The organism is Ruegeria sp. AH3, from assembly GCF_056536265.1.
In genome coordinates this window covers 380,254-392,871 of the sequence record NZ_JBQFJL010000002.1, presented here as the reverse complement: position 1 = coordinate 392,871, position 12,618 = coordinate 380,254, and the positions used below count along the sequence as shown (strand labels likewise).

The 12,618-nt window shown below is 55.6% G+C and carries 8 protein-coding genes; 4 read left to right on the top strand and 4 right to left on the bottom strand.

Annotation, left to right across the window (positions count from 1 at the left end; translation table 11 throughout):
* Positions 1–68: 68 nt before the first annotated feature.
* From speB to speA, 4 genes are read right to left on the bottom strand one after another with little or no spacing between them, the layout of a single operon-like run.
* Positions 69–917 carry an agmatinase gene (speB, locus tag ACR3EM_RS19390; RefSeq protein WP_480472269.1) on the bottom strand — a complete coding sequence of 283 codons (849 nt, stop codon included), beginning with the start codon at positions 915–917 and terminating at the stop codon, positions 69–71.
* Positions 914–2,083, bottom strand: coding sequence for a carboxynorspermidine decarboxylase (gene nspC, locus ACR3EM_RS19385; RefSeq protein WP_480472268.1), 1,170 nt, complete (start codon positions 2,081–2,083; stop codon positions 914–916). The genes speB and nspC overlap by 4 nt, the downstream gene beginning before the upstream one ends.
* A gap of 58 nt (positions 2,084–2,141) precedes the next feature.
* Positions 2,142–3,353, bottom strand: a complete 1,212-nt coding sequence (locus ACR3EM_RS19380) for a saccharopine dehydrogenase family protein (protein ID WP_480472267.1) — start codon at positions 3,351–3,353, stop codon at positions 2,142–2,144.
* Positions 3,354–3,372: 19 nt separating this feature from the next.
* On the bottom strand, positions 3,373–5,262 hold the full coding sequence (gene speA, locus ACR3EM_RS19375; protein ID WP_480472266.1) for a biosynthetic arginine decarboxylase: 1,890 nt from the start codon (positions 5,260–5,262) through the stop codon (positions 3,373–3,375).
* Between the two features lie 852 nt (positions 5,263–6,114).
* Between speA and ACR3EM_RS19370 the strand changes: the two genes are divergently transcribed.
* The 4 genes from ACR3EM_RS19370 to ACR3EM_RS19355 all read left to right on the top strand — a co-directional run bounded on the left by ACR3EM_RS19370 (position 6,115) and on the right by ACR3EM_RS19355 (position 12,617).
* Complete coding sequence (locus ACR3EM_RS19370; protein ID WP_480472265.1) at positions 6,115–8,589, top strand: CoA transferase; 2,475 nt, start codon at positions 6,115–6,117, stop codon at positions 8,587–8,589.
* Between the two features lie 4 nt (positions 8,590–8,593).
* A complete protein-coding gene (locus ACR3EM_RS19365) occupies positions 8,594–10,228 on the top strand; it encodes a N,N-dimethylformamidase beta subunit family domain-containing protein (RefSeq protein ID WP_480472264.1) in 1,635 nt (544 codons plus the stop codon).
* Positions 10,229–10,749: 521 nt separating this feature from the next.
* Positions 10,750–11,676, top strand: a complete 927-nt coding sequence (locus ACR3EM_RS19360) for an MBL fold metallo-hydrolase (RefSeq protein ID WP_480472263.1) — start codon at positions 10,750–10,752, stop codon at positions 11,674–11,676.
* Positions 11,676–12,617 carry an MBL fold metallo-hydrolase gene (locus ACR3EM_RS19355; protein ID WP_480472908.1) on the top strand — a complete coding sequence of 314 codons (942 nt, stop codon included), beginning with the start codon at positions 11,676–11,678 and terminating at the stop codon, positions 12,615–12,617. Before ACR3EM_RS19360 ends, ACR3EM_RS19355 begins: the two co-directional genes overlap by 1 nt.
* Position 12,618 lies beyond the last annotated feature (1 nt).

Here is a 12,618-nt window from a genome sequence, read left to right as displayed (position 1 = left end):
TTGCGAGCGCCAGTGCTTCACCGTGCATAGCAGAATTCAGGTCCAACAGATCTTACGTGCGACCGTTCTCAACCGTCGCACGCCGCCATTAGGCGATAGGTGATCTGGGCCGCGGTAAAATCCCACGCCGCTTCGCCGTTGGGCGCAAGTTCGACAACGTCGAAACCGACACAGCGTCGGCCTTTCAGCGCATTTTCTACAAGGTGCAATGCCTGATAGAACGATAATCCGCCTGGAACCGGTGTTCCCGTTGCAGGCATCTGACTGGGGTCTAAACCATCCACATCAAAGCTCACATAGATCAGTTCGGGGAAGTCTTCCGGTAATTCCACCGATAAGATGTTTCCCGTTACCAGTTCCTCGGCGTCCACGTGAAAGACCTTGTTGGCCAAACGACTTTCTGCTTCCTGTAGGCAAAGCGCGCGCACACCGAACTGAGCCAGACGAATGCCATCTTCGACCAGCAGGTGCATCACCGACGCATGGGAGTGTTTTTCACCCTGATAGGCAATCCGCAGATCAGCATGGGCGTCAACCTGCACGATGCCGATGGGTCGGCCCAATGCACGCGCGACTCCGGAAACCGCGCCGTAACTCAGGGAGTGTTCGCCGCCCAAAGTCACGGGGATTTTGCCAGCTTTCGCGACGGCTTCGGTCGCGGCAGCTATGCGCTCCATCACCTCAGGCAGTGGCCCTTGGCAATCAATCGGTTGGTGCGTATAGATGCCTGCGCCGCAGGGTTCCTTGCCTTTGCACAGGCGTTCAAGCTCGTTAGATGCCTCGATGATTGCGTCTGGTCCGGATGCCGTGCCAGAACCGTATGAGACGGTGCGCTCCAACGGTACAGGAATGACATGAAAACGTCCGGCTACATCCCGTTCCGCCTGGGTAAGCTCACTGTCCAGAAAAACGCTCATGAGAGCCTCTCCTTAAAATCTTCATAACCAAACTGTTTCACGATTTTCAGCGCATCGGTCTCGCTGTTCCACAGGGCGATGGCGGGCAACGGGACACCATTGAAGGTGTTGGTTTTGACCATCGAATAATGCGCCTGATCGAGGAACGCAAAGCGCTGCCCGATGGTCAGCGAAGCGGGCCATGTGTAATCCCCGATCACATCCCCCGCGAGGCAGGACGGACCGCCCAGCCGATAGGTTGTTCCCACCACAGCTTCATGCATCAGCGCGGGGCGATACGGGGCTTCAATCACATCTGGCATATGACATGTCGCCGAGATGTCTGTGATCGCGAGATTCATGCCGTTGACAGGTAAATCGAGAATTTCACCCACCAAAATACCCGCATCCAGCGCCACAGCCTCACCCGGTTCTAGATAAACATCAACCTGATGCTTGGTTCGAACCTCCTGAAGGAATGCAACCAATGCGTCACGATCATAATCCGCACGGGTTATGTGATGCCCTCCTCCGAAGTTCACCCATTTCAGGTTAGGCAGATAGGGAGCCAGCTGAGGTTCAACTGCGGCCCATGTCCGGGCCAACGGTTCAAAACCCTGCTCACATAGTGTGTGCATGTGAACGCCATCCACGCCTGCCATGTTTTCGTCCGTCAGAGAACTGACAGGCGTGCCGAGCCGGGAACATGGCGCGCAAGGATCGTATTTCGGAATTTCACCCTCCGAGTGCTCGGGGTTGATCCGCAGCCCAACCTGCACACTGGCGTTCCGGGCCTGATCGAGGAAACGGTCTTTCTGCGCGGGGCTATTGAAGATGATATGATCAGAGAGCGCCAATATCTCGGCCATGTCCTGTGCTTTGTAGCCCGCGCAGAACGTTGCAACCTCACCCCCGTATTCTTCGCGCCCCAATCGCGCCTCGAAGATACCACTGGCGCAGGTGCCGCCGAGATATCTCTGCACCAGAGGCGCCAGAGAATACATGGAAAAGGCCTTGAGCGCGCTCAGAACATGTGCGCCAGTTCGATCCGAGACATCCTTTAGGATCGACAGGTTCCGCTCGACAGCCTTTTCGTCAACGACAAAACAGGGCGAAGGAACGCGGCTCAGGTCAAAATCGCGAAAGGCACCAGCATCGCCGGCCTGTGTCGTCATCATCTCGGACATGGGTCCCACCTGGTCAGGGCGCAGGAAGGGTGTCCCTCCCGCGCGGTCTTGTTATGGATCAGAACGTAACCGGGCCGTCCAGTTCATGCACTTGCCAGGGCAAACCATGGTCATTCAGCATATCCATGAAATTGTCGGGATCCAGCTGCTCCATATTCCAGACGCCGGGTTCGACCCAGTTGCCTTTGAGAACCTGCGCCGCGCCGATCATCGCCGGAACGCCGGTGGTGTAAGACACTGCCTGCGAGCCCACTTCGGCGTAACATTCCTCGTGGTCGCAGATGTTGTAGATGTAATAGGTCTTCTCGCCCGAACCATCCTTTGCCTGTCCGGTGGCAATGTCGCCGATGCAGGCTTTGCCCTTGGTTTGCTCGCCCAGATCACCGGGATCGGGAAGCAGTGTTTTCAGGAACTGGATCGGGATGATTTCCTTACCGTCATGCATCACTGGGTCAATGCGGGTCATACCGACGTTTTCCAGAACCTTGGCGTGCATGATGTAAGCGTCGCCGAAGGTCATCCAGAAACGGGCACGCTCGATTTCGGGGAAGTGAGTCGAAAGCGACTCCAGTTCCTCATGATACATCAGGTACATATTCTTCGGACCAATGCCCGGAAAGTCGAACTCAACCTTGTGGGACATGGCAGGTGTGGTCCGCCAATCGCCGTTTTCCCAGTGGCGTGCTTCCTGCAGCACTTCGCGCAGATTGATCTCGGGGTTGAAGTTGGTGGCGAAGGCTTGATCATTCGACCCGCCATTCGCATCGAGCACATCAATCTGACGAATGGTGTCCAGCTTGTGCTTTTTCAACCAGGTCGCAAAAACAGACGTTACGCCCGGATCAAATCCTGAACCCAGGATCGCCATAAGCCCGGCTTCTTTGAACTTGTCCCGATACGCCCACTGCCAGTGATATTCGAACTTGGCTTCATCCTCAGGCTCATAGTTTGCGGTATCCAAATAATGGCACCCAGCTTCCAGGCACGCGTCCATCAGTTTCAGATCCTGATAGGGCAGCGCGAGGTTCACCAGAATCTCGGCCCCGGTTTCACGGATAAGCGCAACGGTGGCCGCGACATCCATCGCATCCAATTGTGCCGTCTTGATATCCACACCCACGCGTTCCTTGACGCTGGCCGCGATGGCATCGCATTTAGACTTGGTCCGGCTGGCCAGAATGATATCCGTGAAGATATCGGCATTCATTGCCATCTTGTGCACTGCAGCATGGCTGACGCCGCCGGCGCCTACGACAAGTGTCTTTCCCATGGGTTTCTCCTGATCGTGGTTATTCAAAATAGGTGTATCCATTCATCGAGTCGCGATAGGACCCGATCAGCGTCTTGCGTTCATCAGCCCTGATCTTCCCTGCCGAGATCGCTTCGTCCACCATCTTGCGGAAGGCGGCGATACAATCGGCCGGATCATACTCAACATACGAAAGCACTTCGGCAATGGTATCGCCCTCCTGTTCGTGGAGCAGATCGAACCCGCCGTCGGCCCGCAAGTCGATTGTTACCACATTCGTGTCTCCAAAGAGATTGTGCAGATCCCCCAGCGTTTCCTGATAAGCGCCGACGAAGAAGACCCCAAGATAATAGGGCTTGTCTTCAGGCAGAGAATGCACGGGCAAGGACGGCGAGGTTGAGCCTGCCAGAATGAACTGATCCAGCTTTCCGTCGCTGTCGCACGTGATATCCGACAAGACCACGCGCCGGTCAGGCTCTTGGTTCAGCATCTGAAGCGGTACGATCGGGTGTAGCTGATCAATCGCCCAAACATCGGGGAGCGACTGGAAAACCGAAAAGTTGCAGTGATACACATCCGCAATCTTCTGCAGTTCCTTTTCCAGATCACCGCTTTGCTCGGCCTCGGGGGTGATTGTTTTGATCCGTGCCATGAGGTTCAGATAGATCCGCTCGGCCCGCGCCATCTGGCGCAGATCCACGTAGCCTCGGCGGAACAAGGCACGCAGTTCATCCCGATAGAACCGAGCATCGTTCCAGCATTCCTGCACCCGTTCAGGCACAAGATATCCTGAAATTGCGGCCAGATCCGACACCAGATGGTGATCGTCCGGTTCAACCGCCGGTGCGTCCGGCGCGTCATAAAGCGTACTCTCCAGCACGTCGAAGACGAGCATCGACGATGTCGCCGTGACCGCCCGGCCGCTTTCCGTCACCAGAATTGGGTGATCGATCTCGGCCTCATCCATGGCATAGGCCACGGTTTCCACCACATTGGCGCAGTACTCTGACATCGAGTAGTTGATCGAGTTTTCGGTCGCTCGTTTTTCACCGGTGTAATCCACGCCAAGACCCCCGCCCAGATCCAGATGGGTCAAGGGCGCACCTTCGCGGGTCAGTTCGGTGAAATAGCGGCAAGCTTCGGTCGCGGCGCGGCGCACATCGTTCACGTCCGGGACCTGACTGCCCAGATGGGAATGCTGCAGCTTCAGACAATGCAACAAACCTTCGTCTCGCAGGCGATCCACAACGCGCAACAACTGGTCGGTGTTCATGCCAAAAGCTGATCGATCCCCCGAACTGCTTTGCCATTTGCCGCTGATCTGGTTGGTCAGCTTCACGCGAACCCCCAGCAACGGATCGATCCCCAGCTCTTTCGCGACTTCGATGACGATCTCTGCTTCCTTTGGGCTCTCCAGGACGATTACTGTATTAAATCCCAAACGGCGTGACAGGATCGCCAAGCGTACGAATTCTGCATCCTTGACCCCGTTGCAAACAATAAGCGCCTCTTTCGACAAGCGATGAGCCAGGGCAATAACAAGTTCGGGTTTGGATCCCGCCTCAAGGCCATAGTCATACTGGCGGCCAAATTCGATGATCCGATCCACGACCTGTGCTTGTTGGTTTACCTTGATCGGGAAAACCCCGCGATAAGGTGCACGGTATCCAGTCCTTGAAATGGCTTGCGCGAAGCTCTCGTTCAAATGCCGGATTTCCGCTTCAAGGAAACTTTTGACGCGCAACACCATCGGGCTGGCGATGCCGCGCTGTTGCAAGTCATGCAGGATCGCCGGCAGGCTTACTGCCGCAGCCTCGGGATTGGCAGGATCACACAGAGCAACATCACCGTTCGCAAGGACGGTGAGCAGACCTTTGCCCCAACGGTCGATACCGTAAATGGAGTCGGAAACGGGCTGTTCATCAGGCATTCGAACAAACCTTTTCTGAGATGTATTGAAGATAAGAGTACAGCAGCTCAGCGTAATTGCCGAGTAGCACTACGCAGGTTCTATCTGTCCGGCGTTATGAAGATGAAGCCATTTCATCTGCGTATACTCCAAGTCAAGCTCTCTTTAGAAAGCTGAGCGGCGGATATAATTGCGGAGTTAATGAGTCAACGGAAAATTTCTTCCGATGACCTTGATGCCAACGGTGATAGTGACACGTTTGCTGATCACTGCTTTGGTATCTGTTACAGAGATTTGACTATCTGTCAGGCGAAAAGGCAATTCTGGTGGCCGCTTGCTCAAAGTTGACTAAAGCAAGCCCTAACGATCTCTTTCAAAGGCGCGCAATATCCGAACGAAGTGATCCTGTTGGAGCACAAACCGCCAAACTAGGTCAACAAGTGCAAAGCAGATTCCGATGCTGCGATGCCTTTCATTCATCAGTTCCTACGAAATAGGCTCAATCGCGCGGATATACTGGTCATTCAGAGGCGCGTTATCTTATCACGGACAAGGGGCAGATCAGGTCATCCACCCACGACAACTGGCATCCTCTTGAGCCCTCAGCCTCTGTGCATTGTATAAACATGTCCGGCACATGGTTCGAACCACGGACGCTGATCTGCCGCCTGTCGACGTCTTCAATTCACTCAATCATTGGCCGCAAAGTGCACCGCAAAAGCGCAAGCTACACCGCAGTAGCGAAGACGATCAGGTCGGCCTCATGCCAAAACTCGCGCAGTTTTTGTCGGGATCGGCGCAGTATTGGTGACACCCACACTCCTAAACTCGTTCAAAACGGGGAGAGTTGCTCCCACGACTGGAGAATTTGACATGACCACTCGTCCGCTGGAACACATCCGGGTGCTCGATTTCGGCCAATACTTGGCTGGACCACTCGTTGGTATGATGCTGGCCGATCTGGGGGCTGAAGTGATCCGCATAGATCCGCCCGGTGGGCCGAGGCTGAAAGAACCCGCGACAGATATGCTTTCACGTGGGAAAACTGCGGTGACACTTGATCTGAAATCGCGCACGGGCCTTGCCACGGCACGCGATCTCATAGCCCGCTCGGACGTGGTGATCGAGAATTTTCGCCCCGGAGTTATGAAACGGCTGGGGCTGGGGCCACGGGATTTAATTGCGATCAACCCACGGATAATTTCGCTTTCACTACCGGGCTTCGCATCTACGGACCCCGCATTGGCCGACCTGCCTGCTTGGGAAGCGGTTATCGCCGCCCGCACAGGGCAATTTACCGACATGGGATTGAACCGCCGTCTGATGGGGATCAACCCGTCGTTTACACCTTTGACGCTGGCGTCAGCCTACGGGGCAGCCTTCGGAGCTATGGCGGTACAATTCGCTCTGCTCGCGCGCGGTGACAATGGCGGCGAGCATATCGAGGTTCCGCTTGCGTCTGCGTTGCTCGAAGGGCTCGTCTACAATTGTGAACAGATTGAGGATTACCCTGAGCGTTACAAATCCCCGCGCGAGGTAGAACTGGACCGGCGTGCCGCGGAGGGGCTGCCGCTGGACCTGAGTTTTGCTGAACTGGAGGAGTTTCTCGACCCGTTTTACCGCACCTATACCTGTGCGGATGGGCGCGGATTCTACGTCGTGGCGGGCAGCGTGAAGACGCACCCCCGCAGGGTGCTGAAGATCTTGGGCTTGGAAGAGTTGGCCGACGAACTGCCCGACTTCGATGCCTATCTGGATAAAGCGGACTGGCCAGATGAATGGTCGCTTCGCAATTACCCTGTCGGCGACCGGGACCGCGAAAAGGTGTCTTCCGCAATGAAAGCGGCGTTTCTGACGCGATCCTCGCATGAGTGGGAGGCATTGTTTGGCGCCGCAAAAGCGCCAGCCACCGCGCAGCGGTTCAGCCAGGAGTGGATGGCCGATCCCCACGCGCTGGCCTCTGGCCTGGTTATTGAGGTAGATGACCCACGCCATGGCAAGATGCGGCAAATGGGTAATGTGGCCTGGCTGGCAGGTGACACGAACGCCATGGACAAACGTCCCGGCCCAGAGCCTGACAGCGCACCCCTCTCTGATATTCTTGCTGAGCCAAAGCGATCAGGAGGTGTCGGTACAGAATCCAGAGGCTGGCTTGATGGTCTGAAAGTTCTGGATCTGACAAATGTTATCGCAGGGCCGACCATTGGCTCCACCCTTGCCCGGTTCGGAGCCAAGGTGACGTCCGTTCAACCGGTCGAGCCCTCAGTGGATCCCTGGAATACGGTGGTATTTGGTCTGCACGCCCATCGCGGTAAAGATAGCATTCTTCTGAACCTACGCAGTGAAGATGGGCAGGACGCCCTGCGCCGTCTGATTGCAGACAGTGACGTCATCACCATGAATGGCACGGATGAGCAACGCGATGCGCTGGGGCTGGGCGAGGCACAGTTGGCCGCAATCAATCCGCGCCTGATCCTGGTACAGCTCGATGCCTTTGGCGGCCCCGCGCGCGGCCCGAAATCAGACCATCTGGGCTATGACGATCTTGCGCAGGCGGCGACAGGGGTCATGGTACGATTTGGAGGCGGAATGCAAACGCCTGAGGAACACGCCCATTTTGGCACGATTGACGTACTGACCGGATATTGCGCCTGCGTAGCGTTAGGGGCGGCGCTGCTGCGTCTAGAACAGACCGGCAAAGGTGGCATCGCACGTGCTGCGCTAGCTGGAGCTGGCAATCTAATTCAGGCTCAGCTGATGTACGATTTTGACGGCCGCGCACCCTTTGACGAACCAACTGGCCGAGAGGCGCTGGGCTGGGGTCCATTCTATCACTGTTACCGGGCCGCGGACGGTTGGATGTTCTTTGCCGCGCCAACAGAACGGCAGAATGCTTTGCGTATGATTGCCGAATTGGCGGATTTGGCGGAAACGCCCGAATGTCAGTTGACGAATGCCTTGGTTGAGCGTTTCGCTATCCGCTCTGCCACACATTGGGCAGACGCATTTGCAGGTTCCTCGTCCACTGTCATGCCGTTGGGCTCTTTGCACGACACGCGCGATGCGGTTTTGCAGATGGAGAGTGCAGGCGCGGTTGATTTGAACCGAAGTACGTTCAGCGCCATCCGCCATGATTTGCATCCGATGGGGCGCTGGTGCGATCTGGTCGCTCCCAACGCGGTGCGTCCATCCCGGGCAAAGATCACCATTCCTGACCCAATGCCGAAATACGGCGCGGACACTCGCCGTGTTCTTTCGGATTTGGGCTTTCCCGAGGAGCGGATCGCAACGATGATTGCATCCGGCGCGGCCAGCGAAGACTGGTCAGAAAAATACCTACCGGAATAGGAAAATGACGAATTCAGAAGGGCCATCGCCAGCCACCGCACCCCGCACCCGCAGCAAGGCGCGGCATATCCTCGATAACTATTTCATCGGACCGGCCCGGGATGATGCGGTGTTGGAAATCTGGGGCTATACCCCCCGCATGAGCTATGCGCCGGGTGACACAGTGGCGCTGCATGTTTCGACTACGGCTAAGACATGGGACCTGGAAGTAGGTCGCGACGGGTTAAATTATGAACCTGTGTTACGTGAACAAGGATTGGCGGGCTCGCATCAGGAAACCCCTGTCGATTGCTCGGTCAAGGGATGCAATTGGCAGATTAGTCACAAGTTCACCATCCCAGCCAACTGGCGACCGGGTGGCTACCTGATTACGTTTAGCGCCGAGCGCAACGGTGATCGCGTTGAGGAACATCACCTGATCCTCGTACGTGGTGCCTCCAGCAATACTGCGCCGAGCATGGTGTTGATCTGCGCGACGGGCACCTGGCTTGCCTACAATTGCTGGGGAGGCTCAAACCACTACGAAGGAATCACTGGACCCGGCGGCAACGAATTTTCAGCTGTCGTTTCTACCCAACGGCCATGGAGCCGGGGCTTCTGCAGGCTTCCCAACGGCGCCCCTCGTGCAGTCCCCGAGACGCCACACACACCCGGGACTATGGTGCGCTATCCCTATATGGAATGGGCTTATGCCTATGGCTATTCCAAGAAATATGCGTCTGCAGGCTGGGCCAGTTACGAACGTCATTTCGCGCGCTGGCTTGAGTCTGAGGGGTTCGAATTCGAAATCGCCACTCAGCACGATCTTGAAGACGAACCGGATCTTCTGAACCGCTATAAATGCGCAGTTTTCGTGGGGCATGACGAATATTGGTCAGCCAATATGCGACATTCGGTCGACCGGTTTACCGAAGGCGGAGGCAAGGTGGCACGGTTTGCCGGGAACTTCCTTTGGCAGACACGCATTGAAGACGAAGGCCGTACTCAGGTCTGTTACAAATACAAGGCCGAACAAGATCCGCTTTTGGGAACCGATCAGGAGCATCTGGTGACAGCCGCATGGGATGTCCCACCAGTCAACTGGCCCGGTGCGAAAACCTTTGGGGCGAATGGACTAAAAGGAATTTACGCGTGTTTGGGCCGCTGCGTAGGGCAAGGTAGCGGTGGCTTCACTGTCTACCGCCCCGGTCACTGGGCGATGGCAGGAACCGAGCTCGGATATGGCGATCAGCTGGGGGCCGGGTCGCGCATATTCGGCTATGAGGTCGACGGGGTGGACTATCGAATGCAGGATGGACTGCCCTATGCCACAGGAACAGACGGTGCAGACCCGAACATGGAAATACTGGCGATGGGGCTGGCGACCAATATCGAACCTGACCACGGGGCATGGGGTGAGACAGCGTATATCGGCGACGATGAGGCCAAGTTTAAAGCAAAAGCCCTGTTTGGAACCGTTACGGAAGTCACATTAGATCGCAGTGCGCGCGGAAACGGCGTAATCTTGCATTGGCACCGCGGTAAAGGAGAGGTCTTTACTGCCGGCACCTGCGAATGGGTCACGGGCTTGGTTCGTAAGGATCAACAGGTCGAACGTATCACGAACAACGTGCTGAGAAGGTTCGTCGCCTCTGGTTGATAGATCGAAGGATCATTGGAAGTCAGGAAAGCGGGACAAAACATCCACCCATGATCTATTCATTAGCGACGGCTTTTGGTGTCCTGCGTCATGTATTCATCTTCAGTAAGTCAACCAATAAGCTTGCGATCTTTTCAAGTTGGTCTTCCATTGAGAAATGGCAGCTCTCTAGAACATGAAGCTCTGAACCCAGAATCGCGCCCCAGATCAGCTACACGGGTTTCCGCCCAAGCGCTGCATATCGAGGCGCGATCTCATTGGTATGTTTGAGATCGTATTCGATAACAGCGCGTGCACTGCCGCTTACTCTGAGGGACGCTGCAGAAATGCTCACTGATTTGGCGATATCAATTGCAGAGCGGAGGGCCGCGTAGAAACTGAATAGTTCGCTGCATTGAAGTGAGACCCTGATCTCACCTGCGGTTTCCTAACCGTGACACGCCGATCCAGAAGGGCGCGCGTCGCATCCATTTCCATCTTTCGTCATTTACAAATTATAATATTCATTTTATTGATTGTATATGAGTGGAAATGCAATTTCTCGACGCACTTTCTTGTACAGCGCCGCGTGCCTCGCGGCGCTTGGCGCTCAATCCAAAATCGTTCGGGCGGAGTTTCAGCTCGGTTCTTCGGCCCGGATTACTACATTGTCAGACGGGTACCTGTCGTTGCCGCCGGAAATGGTCTTCGGCTCGATGCCGAAGGAAGAACTCGAGTTGCTTCTGAACAGCAAACAAGTGGACGTGACCACGTACGAACCAGAGTGCAACGTGGCGCTCTATCGCGATGATGAAAACACGGTCCTGTTCGATGTTGGAGCTGGCCCGGATTTCATACCCACATCCGGCAAGCTTTTGGAAACTCTTGAAACAATCGGCTTGTCGCCCGAAGACGTCACGCACGTGATCTTCACCCATGCGCACCCCGATCACATCTGGGGTGTTCTGGATGACTTCGACGATCTGCTTTTCACCAACGCCACGCATCATATTGGCCGCAATGAATGGGATTATTGGTGGAACCCTTCAACAGTGGCTTCGGTCGGGGAAGATCGCGCTGCGTTCGCCGTGGGCGCAAAACGGCGTATGGAAGCAATTGAGCATCAGGTCGCGTTCTTTGATGATGGGCAAGAGATTCTTCCCGGTATTGCCGCCCATGCAAGCTTTGGGCACACGCCCGGTCACATGGCCTTTGAAATTCGAAATGGCAGTGACTCTGCGATGATCGTCGGCGACGCGCTCGGAAATCCGCACGTGGCTTTTGAACGTCCCGATTGGCACAGTGGCACTGATCAGGATCCCCAAGCCGCCGCATCCACGCGGAACTCGCTGCTGGATCAGATATCTCAGGAACAAATGAAAATCATTGGCTTCCACCTGCCGAACGGAGGGGTTGGCCGGGTCGAAAAGACCGACTCCGCATATCGATTTATTGGAGAGCCTTCATGATGCGATCGCTCATAGTTGCCTTGACCTTCGCCACACCAGCTTGGGCAAGCGAGGATATTGCGGACCAATACCCGCAAAGCATGCTGTATTCCAAGCCGGTCGAGTACATCCCCGGCGTCTATTCCGCCATTGGCGCGACGGCTCCGCCCACTTATGAAAACTCTGGCCACAACAACAACCTCAGTTTCATTGTAACCGGTGAAGGCGTGGTGGTTATTAACGGCGGCGCTGCCTATGTCCTTGCCGAAGCGCTTCACAAGGAAATTCAGGCAATCACAGATCAACCGGTCAAGCTTGTCTTCAACGAGAATGGTCAGGGGCACGCGATGCTGGGCAACGCGTACTGGTCAGAACTCGGCATTCCTATCATCGCTCATTCGGATGCAGCAGCCGAATTCGAGGAATACGGCCCTCAGATCCTCGAAGGAATGCAGCGATACAATCAGGACAAGGCAGAAGGGACATTCCTGGCTGGCCCAACCGAGACATTCGATGATGAGTACGTGGTTGAAATGGGTGAGTTTCGGATTGAGGCAAAATATCTCGGGCCTGCACACAGTCCCGGCGATATCTCGATCTGGTTGCCGAACCAGAGCCTTGTCATCGCGGGTGATATGGCCTTTCACGAGCGTATGTTGCCGATTTTTCAGGAGACCTACACCGCAGATTGGCTGGAAAGCTGGGACAACGAATTCGAGGCTTTGGAAGCTACATATGTCATTCCCGGGCACGGCCATCCGACAAACATGGATCAGGTGCGCCGCTATACCCGCGACTACCTGATATATCTGCGCGGCAAGATTCAAGAGCATATGGATGCGGGCGGTGATCTGGCTGAGGCTTATTACGTCGATCAGTCACCGTACGCCCACTTGGATACGTTTGAGGAACTGGCGACGAAAAATGCCGGGCGCGTCTTTGAACAAATGGAATTCGAGTAAC

Excerpts from the sequence above, each read along its gene's own strand:
- speB (WP_480472269.1), bottom strand. The coding sequence starts at position 917 with ATGAGCGTTTTTCTGGACAGTGAGCTTACCCAGGCGGAACGGGATGTA.
- nspC (WP_480472268.1), bottom strand. The coding sequence starts at position 2,083 with ATGTCCGAGATGATGACGACACAGGCCGGCGATGCTGGTGCCTTTCGC.
- ACR3EM_RS19380 (WP_480472267.1), bottom strand. The coding sequence starts at position 3,353 with ATGGGAAAGACACTTGTCGTAGGCGCCGGCGGCGTCAGCCATGCTGCA.
- speA (WP_480472266.1), bottom strand. The coding sequence starts at position 5,262 with ATGCCTGATGAACAGCCCGTTTCCGACTCCATTTACGGTATCGACCGT.
- ACR3EM_RS19370 (WP_480472265.1), top strand. The coding sequence starts at position 6,115 with ATGACCACTCGTCCGCTGGAACACATCCGGGTGCTCGATTTCGGCCAA.
- ACR3EM_RS19365 (WP_480472264.1), top strand. The coding sequence starts at position 8,594 with ATGACGAATTCAGAAGGGCCATCGCCAGCCACCGCACCCCGCACCCGC.
- ACR3EM_RS19360 (WP_480472263.1), top strand. The coding sequence starts at position 10,750 with ATGAGTGGAAATGCAATTTCTCGACGCACTTTCTTGTACAGCGCCGCG.
- ACR3EM_RS19355 (WP_480472908.1), top strand. The coding sequence starts at position 11,676 with ATGCGATCGCTCATAGTTGCCTTGACCTTCGCCACACCAGCTTGGGCA.